The 17,883-nt window shown below is 45.1% G+C and carries 15 protein-coding genes and 1 tRNA gene; 3 read left to right on the top strand and 13 right to left on the bottom strand.

Annotated features, from left to right (window positions below; translation table 11 throughout):
- Nucleotides 1–28: 28 nt before the first annotated feature.
- Together BST85_RS00590 and BST85_RS00585 are read right to left on the bottom strand one after the other, a co-directional pair.
- Nucleotides 29–1,618: a peptide MFS transporter gene (locus BST85_RS00590; protein ID WP_104811482.1), complete on the bottom strand. Its 1,590-nt coding sequence runs from the start codon at nt 1,616–1,618 to the stop codon at nt 29–31.
- A 26-nt stretch (nt 1,619–1,644) separates the two neighbouring features.
- Nucleotides 1,645–3,858: a S9 family peptidase gene (locus BST85_RS00585; RefSeq protein ID WP_104811481.1), complete on the bottom strand. Its 2,214-nt coding sequence runs from the start codon at nt 3,856–3,858 to the stop codon at nt 1,645–1,647.
- A 144-nt stretch (nt 3,859–4,002) separates the two neighbouring features.
- Between BST85_RS00585 and BST85_RS00580 the strand changes: the two genes are divergently transcribed.
- Both BST85_RS00580 and BST85_RS00575 read left to right on the top strand, forming a co-directional pair.
- Nucleotides 4,003–5,310: a hydroxymethylglutaryl-CoA reductase, degradative gene (locus BST85_RS00580; protein WP_104811480.1), complete on the top strand. Its 1,308-nt coding sequence runs from the start codon at nt 4,003–4,005 to the stop codon at nt 5,308–5,310.
- Entirely contained in the window at nt 5,310–6,257 is a 948-nt protein-coding gene (locus BST85_RS00575) for a GYDIA family GHMP kinase (protein ID WP_104811479.1), read from the top strand. Before BST85_RS00580 ends, BST85_RS00575 begins: the two co-directional genes overlap by 1 nt.
- Here the strand turns inward: BST85_RS00575 and BST85_RS00570 are convergent.
- The 7 genes from BST85_RS00570 to BST85_RS00540 all read right to left on the bottom strand — a co-directional run bounded on the left by BST85_RS00570 (nt 6,254) and on the right by BST85_RS00540 (nt 13,827).
- Complete coding sequence (locus BST85_RS00570) at nt 6,254–8,377, bottom strand: peptidylprolyl isomerase (protein ID WP_181039924.1); 2,124 nt, start codon at nt 8,375–8,377, stop codon at nt 6,254–6,256. The genes BST85_RS00575 and BST85_RS00570 overlap by 4 nt on opposite strands.
- Nucleotides 8,378–8,467: 90 nt before the next feature.
- The gene (locus BST85_RS00565) at nt 8,468–9,721 is read right to left on the bottom strand and encodes a hemolysin family protein (RefSeq protein ID WP_104811477.1); all 1,254 of its coding nucleotides are present in this window, start codon (nt 9,719–9,721) and stop codon (nt 8,468–8,470) included.
- Nucleotides 9,721–9,921, bottom strand: a complete 201-nt coding sequence (locus BST85_RS00560; protein ID WP_104811476.1) for a hypothetical protein — start codon at nt 9,919–9,921, stop codon at nt 9,721–9,723. Before BST85_RS00560 ends, BST85_RS00565 begins: the two co-directional genes overlap by 1 nt.
- Entirely contained in the window at nt 9,911–10,480 is a 570-nt protein-coding gene (gene lptC, locus BST85_RS00555) for an LPS export ABC transporter periplasmic protein LptC (RefSeq protein ID WP_104811475.1), read from the bottom strand. The genes BST85_RS00560 and lptC overlap by 11 nt, the downstream gene beginning before the upstream one ends.
- 2 nt (nt 10,481–10,482) lie before the next feature.
- The gene (locus BST85_RS00550) at nt 10,483–11,838 is read right to left on the bottom strand and encodes a hypothetical protein (RefSeq protein WP_104813842.1); all 1,356 of its coding nucleotides are present in this window, start codon (nt 11,836–11,838) and stop codon (nt 10,483–10,485) included.
- Nucleotides 11,839–11,857: 19 nt separating this feature from the next.
- Entirely contained in the window at nt 11,858–13,099 is a 1,242-nt protein-coding gene (gene bamG / locus BST85_RS00545) for a BamG family beta-barrel-assembly machinery protein (protein WP_104811474.1), read from the bottom strand.
- A complete protein-coding gene (locus BST85_RS00540) occupies nt 13,099–13,827 on the bottom strand; it encodes a type III pantothenate kinase (RefSeq protein ID WP_104811473.1) in 729 nt (242 codons plus the stop codon). Before BST85_RS00540 ends, bamG begins: the two co-directional genes overlap by 1 nt.
- A gap of 152 nt (nt 13,828–13,979) precedes the next feature.
- Between BST85_RS00540 and BST85_RS00535 the strand changes: the two genes are divergently transcribed.
- Nucleotides 13,980–14,052 (top strand) — tRNA-Phe (locus tag BST85_RS00535).
- A gap of 225 nt (nt 14,053–14,277) precedes the next feature.
- Here BST85_RS00535 and BST85_RS00530 read toward each other — a convergent pair.
- The 4 genes from BST85_RS00530 to BST85_RS00515 all read right to left on the bottom strand — a co-directional run bounded on the left by BST85_RS00530 (nt 14,278) and on the right by BST85_RS00515 (nt 17,799).
- Nucleotides 14,278–14,859 carry a T9SS type A sorting domain-containing protein gene (locus BST85_RS00530; RefSeq protein ID WP_104811472.1) on the bottom strand — a complete coding sequence of 194 codons (582 nt, stop codon included), beginning with the start codon at nt 14,857–14,859 and terminating at the stop codon, nt 14,278–14,280.
- A 284-nt stretch (nt 14,860–15,143) separates the two neighbouring features.
- Nucleotides 15,144–15,641 carry a hypothetical protein gene (locus BST85_RS00525; protein ID WP_104811471.1) on the bottom strand — a complete coding sequence of 166 codons (498 nt, stop codon included), beginning with the start codon at nt 15,639–15,641 and terminating at the stop codon, nt 15,144–15,146.
- A gap of 357 nt (nt 15,642–15,998) precedes the next feature.
- Nucleotides 15,999–17,186, bottom strand: coding sequence for a phospholipase effector Tle1 domain-containing protein (locus BST85_RS00520; protein ID WP_181039923.1), 1,188 nt, complete (start codon nt 17,184–17,186; stop codon nt 15,999–16,001).
- Between the two features lie 28 nt (nt 17,187–17,214).
- Entirely contained in the window at nt 17,215–17,799 is a 585-nt protein-coding gene (locus tag BST85_RS00515) for a hypothetical protein (protein WP_146090611.1), read from the bottom strand.
- Nucleotides 17,800–17,883: the final 84 nt, after the last annotated feature.

Genomic DNA, 17,883 nt, shown 5'->3' with positions numbered 1-17,883 from the left:
AACGTTTTAAGATATGTGGTATGCAATTTTAACGGATTCCGTGCATCTTCTTGAGCAGGATCGGATTGATAATGATCATAATGATACCCGCCAATACAGGAATGGCTGTAAAGATCAGGAAGAAGGTAGACAGACCATAACTTTCCGAGATGGTATCGATATAACTACCTGTTAGTCCTCCTAATAAGTTGGCCACAAAATTAGATACAAACCAAATTCCAAACATCATTCCAACCAACTTCAGGGGAGCGAGTTTACTCACATAGGACAGACCTACTGGAGAAACACAGAGTTCGCCCAGGGTGTGGAACAAATAAGCGAGGATCAGGAATACCATACTGACAGAAGCTACGCGGGCTCCATCTGGTATAGTAGACGCCCCGTATGAAAGAATGGCGAAACCTACACCTACCAGAATCAGACCGATCGCAAATTTAATGGGTCCGGATGGGTTGAACTTACTCTCCCAGATCTTCGAAAAGACCGGAGCAAATAAGATGATATAAAGGGAGTTCAATACTGAGAACCATGAAGCAGGAACTTCAGTTGCATCAGCTGCAAATTCGCGGTTGAGCATCCAAATTACGATGCCCCAAATGATCACAAAACTCAAACCGAGCCAAACGTTGGAGATCGCATAAGCTCCAAAGGTCTGTTTGAACAGTAAGGCCAGAACGATGGTAATGACCACCATAGGAACCAGAGTGATAATTGCATTGATCACCTTAAAGGTCATGGCTGCACTCCCTTCAAGCGCTCGATCTGTATAATCTGCCGCAAAGATGGTCATAGATCCTCCGGCCTGTTCGAACGCCCACCAGAAGAATACCGTAAACAAGGCAAACACAGCAATTACCTGTATCCTATCTCGAGTAACCTTTGAGCTTTCAGCCTCTTCTTTGACATCTTCAAAGGCTTCTTTGGTTTCTTCCAAGGCATCTTCCAAGGTGTCTTCCACATCTTCTGTTCGCTTGGGTTTTAATCCGATATTACCAAAGATCTTCTGGGCATAATGAAACTGTAGCATACCGAGGAACATAAAAATCCCCGCCAGACCAAAGCCCCAGTGCCATCCGATCTTCTCTCCGATATATCCACAAAGTAAAATCCCGAGAAAGGCACCGGCATTGATCCCCATATAGAAAATGGTATATCCGGCATCCTTCTCCTTCCCTTGTGTCTTATACAACTGGCCCACTATAGAAGAAATATTCGGTTTGAACAATCCGTTCCCGATGATCAGACAGAGTAGTCCAATAAAGAAAAAGAAATCGGCGAACACCTCCAATGCCATAGATGCGTGTCCTATGGTCATTATCAAGGCCCCTAAAACAATGGCATTTCGATATCCTAACAGTTTATCGGCGATCAGTCCACCAAAGATCGGTGTCAAATAGACCAATCCTGTGTACCATCCATATAGAATCAGGGCATCGGCTCTTTCCCATCCCCAGCCCTCATCCAAAAGGCTTGCGGTCAGAAAGAGAACCAACAGGGCTCGCATTCCATAGTAGGAGAAGCGCTCCCACATTTCTGTAAAGAAGAGAACGAAAAGACCGGAAGGGTGCCCGATCACGGTTCGCTGATTGATCTCCGAACCACCAAATTTAAATTCCATAGGATAGTTTATTAGTTATTAGTCGTTTAGTTTTTAATCTCTATCAAAGTCGATCTTGGCTCACCCAGGCTGCGTTGGATAAACTGGGTCATCTTCCGATACAAATGCAGACGCGTATTTCCGCCATAGATCCCGTGATTCTTATCCGGGTACATCAGCCAATCAAAGTCCTTATTCGCTTGAACAAGGGCTTCGACCAAGCGATATGAATTCTGCGCATGCACGTTGTCATCTGCCGTTCCATGAACCAGCAAGAAATCTCCTTCCAACTTATCGACATGGGAGATCGGAGAGTTCCGATCGTAGCCACCAGGATTTTCCTGAGGAGTGGTCATATAACGCTCGGTGTAAATGGTATCGTAAAAACGCCAGCTGGTCACCGGAGCCACTGCTATGGCCATGGAAAAGACGTCTGCACCCTGGAAGAGGCAGTTAGACGACATGAACCCGCCATAACTCCATCCCCAGATTCCGATACGGTCGGCATCAATGTAGGATCGCTCTCCTAATTTTTTGGCGGCGGCGATCTGATCTTCTACCTCATACTTCCCCAATTCTTTTTGGGTCATTTTCTTGAAGTCCCGTCCTTTTAATCCAGTACCGCGACCGTCAACACAAGCGATGATGTAGCCTTGCTGAGCCAACATCTGGTGCCAGTAATCATTGGAACCGCCCCAGCGATCGGCCACGTTCTGCGATCCGGGGCCTGAGTATTGATACATAAAGAGGGGATACTCCTTGTTGGGATCAAAATCCAACGGTTTGATCATATACATATTTAGTTCCTCTCCTTTGACCTCAATGGTAGAGAACTCCTTAGGCGACAAGGCGTAAGTATTGAGCTTATCCTTTAACGCATTGTTATTCTTGATCTCTCGCAGTTGTTCTCCGGTAAGCGCTTGGTGTAAGCTAAATCGATAAGGAGTTTCCGTATTGGAAAAGGTATTGATGAAATAGGTGTAATCCGCACTGAAGGAGGCCGAGTTGGTACCCACCTCATTGGTCAATTGGATCTTGTTCTCCCCATTCTTGGTCACTGAAAATACATCCCGAACCGTGCTTCCATTCTCACTGCTTTGAAAGTAGATCCGGGCTGTTTTGGGATCGAATCCGTAATAACGGGTCACCTCCCACTCTCCATCGGTGATCTGGTTTCTCAATTGACCTTCCCTGTCGTAGTGATAGATATGGTTCCAACCACTCTTTTCACTGGTCCATATAAAACTATTGTCATTCAAAAAGGTCAGGTCGTCGGTAACGTCCACATAAGCGGCATCGCGTTCCTGATGAACCATTTTAGATGTGTTCTGAGCCGCATTCACAAAAACAAGATCCAATTCATTCTGGTTCCTGTTCATTAGCTGTACACTCAGGATATTGGGGTCATTACTCCATTTGATCCTGGGGATGTAGTAGTTATTGTAGGCAGACAGATCGACCTTGGTGGTCTTTTTGGTCTTTAGATCATAAATGTGCAGGGATACCTTGGCATTGCTCTCTCCTGCTTTAGGGTATTTGAATACCTCTTGGTGCTGGTACAGATCCTTGCCGTAGACATCCATGGAGAACTCCGGCACATCGGACTCGTCAAAGCGGATAAAGGCGATCTTATCCGATTTGGAATTCCAATCGAAGGCGCGCACAAAACCGAATTCTTCTTCGTACACCCAATCGGTTATTCCATTGATAATGCTGTTGTTCTGACCATCCTCGGTGACTTGAATTACACTTCCCGAACTGAGATCTTTAAAGAACAGATTGTTTTGATAGCCATAAGCGACCTTCGATGCATCCGGACTGAAGGTGGGTTCTTTGACCAGATTATTGGACAGCAAGGTGGTTGACTTATTGGTCCGATCAAAGACGAAGTATTTTCCTCTGGACGAACGACGATAGATCTGCTGAAGTTCTGCCGCAAGCAACATCCGGCTTTCATCATCACTGAATTCATAAGAGATCACATAATTGAGATCCAGCAGATCTTTGGTGTTTACTACGGTTTCGACTTTTTCGCCCGAAGTATAATCATATACATCGATGGTGGAGGCCTTGGCTGTCCTGTCGTAATTCAGCACAGAATACTGCGTTCCGTTATTCATGGGATGAAGGGCATCCAGCCGCTCTGTTCTAAAAGCGCCTCCCCAAATTTCTTCTAAAGTGAATTGATTTTGCTGAGCTGTGGTCAGTAAGGGTGCGGAAACCAGCAACAACAGCAGCAAGCGGAGATGAGTCTTGTTCAAGCCGTTAAGTTTAAGTTAGGCCAAGTTTAATAAAAATATACCGAAATAGCACGATTTTTCTGTTAAATGGCGGGCTTTCAGGAGGTTTCGAAAAGATCAGCTGTGCGGGAATAATAGTATCTTTGAGCTCCTAAGTTCAAGTATATGCCCGAAGCAGTAATCGGATTCTCCAAACTGTCCAAAGAACAAAAGATCGATTGGCTGGTCAGTCAGTATTTGTCTGATTCCTCAGAGGCCCGATCGACCCTGAAACAGTATTGGAATAGTGATGATAAGCTGCAGACACTACACGATGAATTCATTGAGAATTCCATCAGCAATTACTACCTGCCTTATGGGATCGCTCCTAACTTTCTGATCAATGAGCGTTTAATGACCCTCCCCATGGTGATCGAAGAGAGCTCCGTGGTAGCAGCGGCCAGTAATGCTGCTAAATTTTGGCTGGACAAGGGCGGTTTTAAGGCCGAGGTCATATCGACGGTCAAAGCCGGACAGATCCATATCAATTATCCGGGACCGACTGATAGAATGGAGCAGTTCTTTCAGGAACACAAGATGAGCTTGATCGATTCTGTTGGGGAGATTCAGCGGAACATGAAAAAAAGAGGCGGTGGACTTATCGACCTCGAACTCAAAGACAGTACAGCGGCTTTAGCGGGCTATTATCAGTTGCACGCAACCTTTCAGACTAAAGACGCTATGGGAGCTAATTTTATCAACAGCTGCCTAGAACAGATCGCTTCCACCCTCAGAGTTTTGGCCAAAGACTGGGATGGATTTGGTGTTCAACGCCCCGAAGTAGTGATGAGCATACTGTCCAATTATGTACCCAATTGTTTGGTGAAGGCCAGCGTGAGTTGTCCGTTAGAACAGTTAGCCAACAATGGTTTGTCCGGGGACGAATTTGCACGAAAAATGGTGCAGGCAGTCCAAATAGCCGAGGTTGAAGTGAGCCGGGCTGTAACCCACAATAAAGGAATAATGAATGGAGTGGATGCCTTGGTATTGGCCACCGGGAACGATTTCCGGGCTGTGGAAGCAGGAGTACACGCCTTTGCGGCTAGATCTGGACGATATACCAGCCTGACTCATGCTGAAGTGGTTGATGGTCAATTTAAATTTTGGATCGAACTACCTCTGGCTCTTGGAACAGTAGGCGGACTGACCTCGCTTCATCCATTGGTCAGACTTAGTCTGGATGTATTGGGCAAACCAAGTGCCCAGGAACTGATGGAGATCGTTGCCGTGGCCGGATTGGCCCAAAACTTCGCTGCTTTAAGATCATTGGTTACCATCGGCATACAACAGGGACATATGAAAATGCACCTGATGAACATCCTAAATCAATTAGGAGCCTCACCGGAAGAAAAGGAACTGGCCATAGAACATTTCAAAAAGGAGGCAGTCTCTTTTCAGGCTGCTTCAGAGTTTATCAGCCGAAACAGGGAATAATGAATCAGAGCACCTATTACAGTTCCGGCAAGCTGCTGATCAGTGGAGAATACGCCGTACTGGATGGTGCCTTGGCCTTGGCCTTACCTACGATCTTTGGGCAATCACTGGAAGTAACCAAACATAAGGATAAAGGATTTTCCTGGATCAGCAAGGACAACGATGGTCAAACCTGGTTCTCTAACTTCTCTGCTGATTATTCCTTTAAGACAGGGTCGGATCCGATATCAGATCGATTGGATCAGCTATTTCAACACATTCGTAAAAAACGACCCGAACTATTTAGTGGAGCCCAAGGCTATTCGTTCACTAGTCAAATACAATTTCCGCGCGATTGGGGTCTTGGCAGTAGCTCCTCGCTAATAGCCAACTTGGCCCAGTGGGCAGAGATCGATGCCCAGGAATTGTCCGAAATGACCTTTGGCGGCAGTGGATATGATGTGGCCGTCGCATTGCAGAATGAACCTATTTTGTATAGACGGACCCAAGAATTACCCGAGGTCCAGCCAATAAACCTGGATTGGTCGTTTACTGACAGGCTATTCTTTGTCCACCTCAACAGAAAACAAGACAGCCGGGAGGCAATTATCCAGTACCGGGCTATGACCCAAAAAGATGGCTTCATCCAAGAAATTAGCCAGCTAACCAAATCAATGGTAGCCTGTCCGGATATTGAAACATTCCAGCCGCTTATGGCACAGCACGAGATGTTGATCTCTCAAGCTATCGGAATGAAACCGGTTCAGAAACGTATGTTTCCGGATTATCCCGGGCAAATAAAAAGTCTCGGTGGTTGGGGCGGAGATTTCGTTCTGGCCGCAGGGGATCTAACAACTCCAGCATATTTCCAGTCCAAAGGTTATAACACCGTAATTGGCTTCAATGATCTCATAAAAAAAGCCCCTAAAAAGGGAGCTTTTATATTGCTAATTTCTTCTATCAATTAATAGAAAGTAGATCGGTTATCTTCGATATCAGCCTGGGTGCGCAACGCCTGATACAGATTACCCGCCACCTGAGGCGATATAGATGTATTGAGTTGGTTGGCGTATGACTCATAACTATCAAGAACCGGGGCCTCATTAACCGCCAATACCTTTACGATAAACACACCAGTGTTTCCATCGATAGGAGCTGTTTGCTCCCCGGCAGCCTTCCCAAAGGACGTACCAACTACCATTGGCTCAGTTCCGGCACCGGCTAGTGTTGGATTGGCCATGGTTACAGCAGTTGCATTCTTTACGGTAACCCCTTGACTTGATGCGATCTCTTCCAAGGTCGATCCACTTAGACCCTCACGGATCTTTTGGGCTTTCTTTTCGTTGCGGATGATCGGAGTAACACGGGCAGATGCCTCAGCTACACTCATCAGTGCCTTCTCTGAACTCTTCCGCGTTAGCTGCGCGATAACATATCCGGTAGGCACATTAAAACGTTTAACATCCCCTACCTTGGTCTCTTCTTCAAAGGCCCAATTGATCATTGATCGATTGTTACCTAATCCAGGGATGTTGGAGTCCATTTTTCCAACTCTGTTCACTGGTCTAACAGCAACACCTTGTTCTTCTGCAACCGTTCTGAAATCTCCATCCTGGGCGGCAACTTCCAAACCAGTAGCATTAGAGAATACCTGGTTCAATGTTCCTTCGGATGGTTCGATCTCTTTGGTCAGGGTTGCGATCTTCACAGCTCTTTGCAGATTCTTCTGATCTTCCACTTTAACTACGTGATAACCGAAATCGGTCTCCACCAGCCCAATGGAACCCACTGGATTTCCATAGATGAACTCATCAAAAGCAGGGACCATGAAACCTGGTCCGTAATATCCTAGCTCTCCTTCGTTCTCTTTAGTAGTAGCATCATCTGAGAAGTCGGCCACCAGCGATTCGAACTTACTTTTATCCCTCTTGATCACACTCAGTAAGCTATCCGCCAGCACTTCAGCTTCCTCCTTAGAACGAGTTACATCAGAGGCCGCTCTCAAACTTCCTTGGTAACGGATAAGAATGTGCTTAGAATTGACAGAGTCAAATTTTTGGGCAGCATCGGCCATTTTACTGTATTTGAAAGTATTGGCTACTTGGTAAGGTCCGTAGATCTCTCCCTTCTCAAGGTTGAAAACGGAATCCTTTACGGATGCAGGCAGATCACGTTCAAACAACCAGCGATTGTCAAAAGGAGTCTCAGAATTATTGGCCAGGTAATCGGCGTAATCGGTGGTATTGCGGAACCCTGGAATAGTATCGTTAGCATTGGTCACATTGTTGAAAATGACCTCATCCTCTAATGACTGTGCGATTGCCACACGAGCAGCCTCCACATCTTCATCTGATGGCTCCTCAACAAATGACACGTATTGAAGATCGACCATTGGATCTACTTCAAACTCGTCGCGATGTTCGCGAATATAGGCTTCGATCTCACTTTCAGAAACCGGTACGTCTTCGTCGGCAATCTGGGTATAAGGCACCTGTACAAATTCGATATTGATCTTGTCGTTCTCCAGTCTGTAAGCCAATTCCCCATCAGCCAAGGTTGCGATCATACCAGCTCTCACCATGTTGATGTAGGTGTTCTCCAGTATGCTGCTTCGTGTAGTGGTTACAAACTCTTGCCAGGCTTCCATCGCCTGCGGATTACCCTGGATGGAGGCGACATATTGGTCTACCAAAGCCAGGTTAAACTGACCGGTCTCATCCTGGAAACTTGGGTTACCAGCAAGGAAGGTAGCATAGGCATCATCCAACTGATCCTGACCAGCAGTAAGACCTAAGTTCTCATATTGTTGACGGATCAAGGTCTTGCGAAGTTCCTGCTCCCAAATGGTGTTTACTGCTTGGGTGGTACTGGCATTTGGCCCCAGCGAACGCTGATAAGCCTCTACCCGCTTGACAAAATCCTCTCTCGGAATATCCTCTCCATTTACCGTTGCTATCGTGGTTTGCGCTTTGTTGCTCGAAAAACCTCCATTTCGGATCACATCGGCCAGCACGAAAGAGAACAGGGCCAAGGCAATGATCACGATAAGAAAGATAGAACGTTGTCTGATTTTATTTAAAACAGCCATATCATGCGAATTAATAGGGGGCGAAAATACCATTTTCCACCCATTTTTAAAAAGAACAAGGCAAAAAAATAAACCCTTTCAGATTAGGCCTTAAAGGTCCTGAAGCACACGGAGTTCGACCAGTTCGATCTTGGTGTTGGTCACCTCGAGGATCTTGAAACCGAATCCCTCTATGGTAACGGTCTCATTATTCTCCGGAATCTCCTCGGTATAACTGACGATAAGCCCCCCGAGGGTCTCGTAATGTTCGCTCTCCGGCAGGTCGATCTTGTAGGTTTCGTTAATGTAATCTACCTCCAGTCGAGCAGAGAAGTGATAGATCTGATCGTCGATCTGTTCTTCGACCATTTCGCCCTGATCAAACTCATCTTCAATCTCCCCGAATAACTCTTCTACTATATCCTCTACGGTAACTATCCCGGAAGTTCCTCCGTACTCGTCTATGACCACGGCTATGCTTTTTCTTTTCCGCGTTAAGACATTGAGTACATCTTTGACCAGCATGGATTCCGGCACATAGACCACGGGCATCAATATCTTTTTGATGGTTGCCGGCTTTTTGAACATATCGAAGGCATGGACATAACCCAGGATATCGTCTATGTTCTCCTTGTAGACCAAAATCTTTGACAGCCCGGTCTCGATAAACATCTTGGTCAGATCGCGAGTTGAGCTGTGTAATTCTACCGCAACTACTTCCGTTCTCGGAACCATAACCTCTCGGGACCTAACCTCAGAGAATTCTAAGGCATTCTGAAATATCTGAATCTCGGAATCGACCTCGATCTGAGTGTCCACGGTCTCCATTTGCTCCGAGATATAATGGCCCAGCTCTAATTTGCTAAAGCTATGGGGAAGGATATCCCCTTCTGTTTTAAAAAAGACCTTTAGTACCATATCCGAAATCCAGATGACCAACTCGGAAATAACCGAGAACAGCAGGTAAAAGATATAGGCTGGTAAGGCAAAGATACGCACCAAGGTGTTCGAATAGATCTGGAAGAATACCTTGGGTAAGAACTCCGCCGTGATCAAAATAACAAAGGTGGAGATCAAGGTTTGAACCAATAGCGCCCATCCCCCTTCCAGGTCGATATAACGCATGATGAGCTCGCCCATAAAGAACCCATAGATGACCAGGGCAATATTGTTACCCACCAGCATGGTGGCAATGAATTTGGACGGTCTTCGGGTTATCCGATTCAGGATAAGTGCGAGAAAGTTCTGCTGCTTCTTCTCGATCTCGATATGGATCTTATTGGAAGACACATAGGCGATCTCCATACCCGAAAAAAAGGCAGAGAGGATCAGCATTAGAACGATCAGCAGAATTTGTATCTCCATCAGTGGTCTTGTCTGCGCTTCTCCAGGTTACGCCTGAACCGGCGCTTGAAGAAGAACATAAAAATAGCCACAAATGCAAAGAATACAAAAAGATAGGCCCGATCGCGATCCGTCTCCCAGTTGGTGATCACCAGATAAATGGAGAAGATGGCCATCAGGATATAGGCGTATTCGAAGATTTTATAGAGTTTAGTCCCCATCGGTAGTTGAATTATCGATTAACTGGATCCCATCGTTATCCCTGGAAAGGAAATTGGTAAAATCCTGGCTACTGTCAAAACGCCCTCCGTTATTAAAAGAGCCGTCCGCAAAGGTAATGGTATAGGGTTGATCCGTAAAGACCCATTGGGATTTCTGGTCCCAATAAAGTTGCTGGGCTTTGAGCTCAATACTATCGTGGGTCAGGATAACCACATTCTGACGCAGATCCACTATCCCGGTAGACTCATAGCTAATGGCGTAGTCTGAGGTAACTGTGGTCTTCTTTCCGTCATCGTAAAAATAAACAGTTACCCCGTCAGGGAATTCCTGGTAGGGAAATTCCATGTTCCTGTAATCGTAGAAAACCGGGGTAAGCATATTGGTCACAACCGCCCCGGAATCTGTATACTTGAAATTGACCCCTTTCCCAATACCAACCGGCTCGTTGTCCTTCAGATTGAGCTTCTGAATATTGCTGTAATTCCCTTCACAAGCAAAAAGCGCGATGACCACCACAGTCGCCATCACGCTCTTTACGATATATTTTAAGGAAAACATCCTTATAGATTAGGAACTTTAACGCTAGATCCTATCCAGCAAGAGAAGGTAACAGTTTGTCCTGCCATACTCTCACTGAAGATGTCCGTCTTACTAGGAGCTCTTTGTCTGTAGCTGCTAGCAGCCGCTCTGGCGTTTCCAGCAATGGATGCATCTACTCTAGCTGCTTTATCGGCCATCTGAGCCGCCAGCCAGTTTACGGCACGCTTCTCAAATACATTGCTACCACAATTGTTGGCACTCTTAGAGTACATCTGGGCGATCTTCAGGTAACATACACCCATGGAAGGTTTTTCTGCCAAGGCTTTGTTGTAATAACTCCTCGCCTTACCATAAGAACCCTTCTTACGCATGTTCTCGGCAATGCTATAGTAAACTTTCGCCTTGTCGCTTGGATTGGTCTCTAGTTCTGCAGCTTGGTTATAATATTCCAAAGCTGTAGAGGCATCACCATTTCGGTCTGCCAGACGTCCCAGATAGAAAGCAGACTTTGCAGAAGGCTCTAGGGTGTGCAGTTGCTGGACCAGTTCGAAGAACAGAGGAGTTTCACAATCTTTAGCGTTCAGACGACCAGCCGCTGAGCGCAACCAGTTGATGTTGTCCTTCTTGTTCGGGAATTCTTTTTCGTACAATGGGATCAGGTTTTCACAATCTGCGATATTACCCAATTTACCATTTACACTTCCCTTAACCTTACCGTAAGCTTTCAGGTTGGTCTCTGAAGCCTTCAGTCTTTTCTTTTCTTTAGAGCTCAGGGCCGTTCCGCCATCCTCTTTCTCACTGAGGGTGGTCACATTCTTAGCTAGAGAGCTCTCTTCAGATTCGATCTTATTGATTACTACATCGTAAAGATCAAAGACTTCCTGAATATCTTTTTGGCCTTCATTGAAAAGATCTACAGCCAGAGAAAAATAGGTGTATAGACTCTTAGGACTATTAAAGCTGGCCGCATCTTTTTTATAGGCTTCATCGAAGGCATTAAACTGGTCCATCTTGGACCCCATACTATTGTCAAACTTCAACTGAGCGATCTTAGCCATTACATTTCCCTGTTTGGTTCTGCTTGGATAGTATTCCATGCGCAGGTTGAAGTTCTGGATATAGTTATCGATTTTGGCCTTGTCACCTTTCTCGATGAAATGTTTGAACATCTTCTCACCGTATTGATAAGTGGCTAAGGAGTACTTAGGACACTCAGCAACGACTTTGTCGTAATGCGGAAGGGCAGCATCGTAATTCTTTGCCTTGGCAGGTTCTACAAACAAGGAGAGCGTGATAGCACAATCGTCCATCTGCGCCCAGGTCTTGCCTAGTCCAACCAACAATAACGCTGCGAGTAGTAAAACTTTCTTCTTCATCTTTTCCGTAATTATCGCGTTAATCATAAAATCTTTTTTCAAACCATCTGTCGTTGAGTGACAAACTTATGAAAGTATTGAAAAAATTCTCCTGAATCAAGCCAAAATCTTTCGTTCCGCGGACTCCGTATTCAAATCCAATGTTGATATTGGAGAATAATCGTCCCACTGGCAGACCTAATCCAAAAGATATGCCAAACTCATTAATATCCTGGCCATTTATGTTCAATCCCGTCTCTTCGAAACGGAATCCACCTCTGTAGACAACCCTTTTGAAGTAGTTTCCAAAGGCATTGTAGTTCGGTATAATGAAACCACCGATCTGGTATTTTTTAGCATCCTTAAACGTTGTGTCTTCCAATTCGAAGGATCTATTGGTGAAGTTACTGTTGGATTGTGCAGTGAATTCTGCTCCCAGATACCAATGTTTTGGCCTTCCAATCCCAACTCCAATGTCAAATTTGCTCGGAAAATCAAAATCCGTATCCCCAACAGGGATCTCACGGCTATCTATCTCTACTACATCTCCAAAATTGGTCACAACCACAGTTGCTCGTCTTCTTTCGTTTTCGGCGGTGAATCTGGACGCAGGTGCATAAGCTATCGCTGTGGATAATTCCAGGCGTTCAGAGACCATGGTCTTGTAGGTAGCCCCAAAACTGTAGCTGAGCCCAAGAATATCGGATTTGTTGAATTCGCGCGTCCCAAACTGCAGATCGTCCCGGTCTACTACATCAACGTTCTCGATATTTCCGAAGTTATAGTTCAACTCGGCCCCGATATTAAAGCCTTTAAATACATTATAGCCCAGAGCAAAGAAAACCCGGTTTATACCTCCAGTACCGTTTAGTTGCACAATTGAATTATCCGCCTCTGAACGAATCCTGTAGCCAACAGTTGTCAATGGCAGCAGTCCAAAGGAGGCACCTACTTTCCCCATGGGAATTCCCAATGCCATATAATCCAGGGAGGTCGTTTGGGCATTATCACTGTCTACAGCAGTTTTCAACTGGTTATACCTAAAACTACCTGCCATGGTAAAATTGACCAGCCCCAGATTTGCCAGGTGAGCAGGATTCTGTAGGTTCAGGTGAATACTATCACTGTAAACCCCAATACCTCCCATGGAACGATTCTCTACCGTACCCTTGAATTTTTCTTCACCCAGACCGTAAAATGAGTAGGGTGAAACCGTACCGGTCTGCCCTAAGGCCACTCCAGCAATCAACAAACAAAAAACAGCAAAAATCCGCTTCGACATTAATCGGAATTGAGTTCGAGTAAATAGTTAAGACCTTCCAACAAAAAATTGGAGTGCGCAAAGATGTCATTTTTTAAGTTGTCTCGCAAAAAATCGGCATCTCCGCCTGTTAAAATCACCATTAAATCATGGACTTCGCGCCGATAATGGTCAATGAAGCCATCTATCTCCAGCAATAACCCCTTCACTGCACCCAAATGCATGGATTGGGCTGTACTGCCTCCACCGTCCAAGTCAGGAAGCTCAGGGTCCAACAAGGGGAGTTTAGCGGTGAACCGGTGCATGGACCGATAGCGCATGGACAAGCCCGGTGATATCACCCCTCCCGTATACACATTGTTCGCATACAGAAGATCGTAAGTAACACAAGTTCCGGCATCCACTACAAGGACATTCTTGTCCGAATGATGTAAAGCAGCGGCAGCCATTAATCCTATACGATCTAATCCTAAACTTTCCGGTGTGAGATAGTTGTTCTCAAAGGGCAGAACAGACTGGTGTGATAACCAATGTGGTTTATGCCAGCTGTTGAGTACTTTGACTTGTTTAGAATCCAGTTGCCCGGTCGAAGCAACCAGAATTCGATTGACCTCCGGGTATTTCTTTCGGGTATCGCTAAGGATCGATCTGAATTGCTCAGGGCTGCAATCCCATTGTTCTATCAACTCCCTCTGCCGAAACAGTGCCCACTTGATTCGGGTATTTCCTACATCGAGGATTAATTGCATACAGTGACTTAAAGGCGTAAATGTACAATTTGACCTCCACCCCTCTTGTTAATGCTCTATTAAATTGAAGCTGCCCGTCCCACCTATTTTTTTTAAATTTATCCTTTGCAAAAGTGAAAATAGGGTTATATTTGCCCCCGCTGAATAAGCATGGTACCTTAGCTCAGTTGGTAGAGCAACGGACTGAAAATCCGTGTGTCCCTGGTTCGATTCCTGGAGGTACCACTTAAAGCACACAACCCGCACTCATCAGAGTGCGGGTTTGTTGTTTTATAGCGACCGCGCAAGCTTGCTTGCTGGCGGTCGGAATAAAACGGCAAACCGCAATCGCACAGCGATTGTAGGGTTGTATATTTTCAAAAGTGGAACCAAAGGAACATTGGACGGAGTCCAATGAATCCTGGAGCATATAAAGTCACCGCACCAACTGGCCCCTGCGAAAAGTTTAAGCTACCGCTTAATCAAACGTATCGTCGCCTTTAAATCATCGGAATAGACGCGCATGAAATACACACCCGCATCCAAATAAGACACATTTAATTGGGTGTAAGTACCTTCTCCTGTACCCCAGCCAACTTTCTTTCCGGAAATATCATAGATCTCGTAGGAGTCTAAACGGTAGAGGGAAGCAATTGTGAGTTCCTCTATAACCGGATTGGGATAGAATTTTACGTTTTGCTGAAACTTATCTTGTACGGACAATTTCGGCACGACCGAAATAGTTCCAAACATACTGCCAGCGTGAACATCGCACTGATAAGGATTCTCACCTTCCTGTGTAAACTGCCATGAAAATTCGGTATTCTGGCCCGAGATAATGCCACTGTCAAAAGTCTCGGTAGATCCTCCAAGACTGGTCACGGAATGTGGGGATCCATTTGCCCAGGTCCAGCGCACCGTATCATCGATCTCAATGGTAAAACTGGCATTGGCGCCATTGACACCCTGCTGCCAATCTAGATCAAATGTGGTTTGAGCTTCAACCTGCGTAAGAAACAAAAGGCATGCAATTGTTGGAATAATAGTTTTCATATAGGTGCTTTTTCAATATTCACAACCCTGAATTTCAGTATTTTAATACGGAAAAGCAAATTTTAGAACCAAATAGTTGGCCATAAAATCCGCTTTTTATGAAACTAATGAACCGCCCGTGTTGTTGCATATCGCGAAGGTGAGCTTGATGGTTCAGGTCATTTTTACCTAGGGGGATTGCACCCCCTCCCATTAACAAATTACCCAAACTCAGTTATAATATCGGGCACAGCCAACATCTGTTGATTATCATTCAAGAATCTCCTACTCTATTTCAAGAATACTCACTCGCTTGCCTCAGATACTGCATCAACAAATACTCGCCAATTTTGAGGGTCACCGTTAATTATAAAAGTCTTGGAATTCTTCAGCGCCCCGGTAAAAGCGCCAATTCCTGCTCCCACAGCACCTCCAAGCACTAATCCACCAAGACCTCCCTCTTCTTCGGACCAGACAAAAAACAATTCGTCGCCTGAACTAGCTGCTCCCGCCAATCCAAGGATCACTCCGCCCGCAACCGTACCCATTGCTGCATTATGTCCAACAGATCGCTTAGTCTTGATCATTCCAATTTGATCTACTGCTGTGGCTTTAACTACTTTTCTTCGAAATAAGTAAAGCGTATCTGCACTCATAGAGAGAACCTTCCCTTTGTCGAACTTGTTTCCGTTTTGATCATAGATCCGAACAAATAAGTTTTCCCTATCAGGAACAATCTGCCCATTGAGACTAAGACCGGTCAATAAGCAGCACAGCAACAACAACCGATATACCTTTTTCATAACCTGAAAGGTAACTCTGAAACCTCAACTTAGACAATGATTTTTATCATGTAGGTTCGGCAACAAGGATTCAGTCGATCGTTTCTTTCTTGACTCCTAATACTTCACTCATTCTTCCTTGAGGCACCATTCCCCACCCAGAGCAATTTATTCCGGTTACAAACAAAACACAAGTAATTAATAGGACCTTGATAAGGATTCATGAATAGTGTTGACGGAATTCATGAAAAGGCAAGGGTCAGTAGTCAGTAGTCAGTAGTCAGTAGTCAGTAGTCAGTAGTCAGTAGTCAGTAGTCAGTAGTCAGTAGTCAAAAATAATCGTTCGAATCACGAATCGCTATTCGCCAATCACCCCATTCACTCCACTACCTCAAAACAAGCGGCATCCTGTTTATAGGTATAGCCTCCTTTGGTATTAAGAAAGAAACAATCCCCAAAGAAGGCCAGCAAGTTGATCTCGTTGGTCTTTACCCTATACTCCAGGCGCTCCAGGACGGACCGATGGATCTTTAACTTTTCATCCCGAAATCCATCTCTGGAAGCAAAATAGACCAACTTTCTGCTCTTATCGGTATATATGAGTTTAGAAAAGCCCTTTCGAGGATCGTTGGTCTCACCAAAACGATCTTCGTATACTGATGTATTTGGAGGCAACAGGTCAAATTCTTCAATTTCCCGAATCATCCAATTGAGAGAAACTCCGCTGAGATAGGAGTTAAAGTAGCCACCTCCAACATCAGAATGGGCTCCAAAGAACCAGACCTCATTGACCACCTCATCCAAGTTTACTTCTTTGCAGTTCTCTACAAGAATACCATGGGTAAGTAAGGCCGGTGTAAAAACCGAGCCTCTATTATCATTGAGGGAAAGGGCCTGGGAAGCTCTTTTCACATTGCAAAGCTGGTCCAGGAATTTGGTCTCAGGCACATAATAATTGTCATCGTAATCAGGTAAACCCAGAGAGGCAACTGTATCCCATAGGCCCATGAATTCGATCTTGACTTCCTGCAGAGCTGCATCCTGACCACTCACCTTCCGAACATCGGCCCGCCTCTGATCCAAGGATTTTTGTCCTTTATGGGCATCGAACATTTTTCGCACGAAGTCTTGCCTATCGGACTTTTCGATTTGCTTGAGATCTACCAGTCCGGCAGAGTGAATAAAACCGGCCAACATTCTCGCAGCATATGCACCTCGGCTAAACCCAAAGAGATAGATCTCATCTCCCCTATCCTGGTCATAAGTCTCGGCTAGAAACAAATAGGCCTTGCACACTTCTTTCCGAATACCAGATCCGAATGCCATCCCGACCACATCTGCTCCGTTGCCAACACCTCTTAAATAAATGGCATTCATGGCAGGTTTGTCCTGCAAGGTCACCAAGTTGTATAGCTTGGAAATATTGGTGTGGCTCTCTTCGTTGTTGCTCGTCCCATCCAGAAAAACAAGCAATTTCCTAGGCTTGTCTTCTTCCAATTTAGGAATGTGGGAAACGGCATTGCGAGTATTGCACGAGCATAACATCAAACTGAATATGACCGCCATTAGCGCAGCGTATTTTATAGAAACCCTACTACTCATTTGAAGGACTCTTTTTAAAATGCTTACTGACAACTTTACTATATCGGCTGACCAGCTTATCAGCCGACGTAGGATCAGTTATGGACACAAGATTAACTCCGACCAGTTGATTATCCGGAGAACGCTTCAGATCGATTATCCTGGATTCTAAGACATAAGTCCGGGACAAGGGCGAGTTTTCCGGATCTTGCTTCTGTTTTTCGGAAGCTTGCTCTCCCGGCTTATCACTAATGATGACATTTTTTACGGCTGCAAAGACTACCCCCCTAATCCCCAAACTGTCTAAAAGAGACTGATTCGAATTCAAAAATTCATCAAGATTGGTAATGACCTGATCCGGTAAAACCGTATAGGAAGTGATGGCTTCAATTCTGCCATTGTCCATTTTATCCGCTATACGATCTTCAAAGAGCTGACGATTAGCCGGATCATCCGCTTTGACGGCCACCACAAAACTCTTCTTAGAATAATCCCGAAAATCCTCACTCGTCCAATAATCCAATACCCGCACCGGAGAGGAACAACTGGATAGAATGAACAGGAGTGTACTAAATGCAATGCAGCAACAGCGAATCAAAATGCGAGAGTTAAGCATTACACAAAAATCATGAACAATTTCGAATCTTCAAATCAGATGATCGACCAATTTCAAGAAAACTCG

This window comes from Aureitalea marina, assembly GCF_002943755.1.
GTDB classification, from domain to species: Bacteria; Bacteroidota; Bacteroidia; order Flavobacteriales; family Flavobacteriaceae; genus Aureitalea; species Aureitalea marina.
This window is presented reverse-complemented; position numbering and strand designations above follow the sequence as displayed.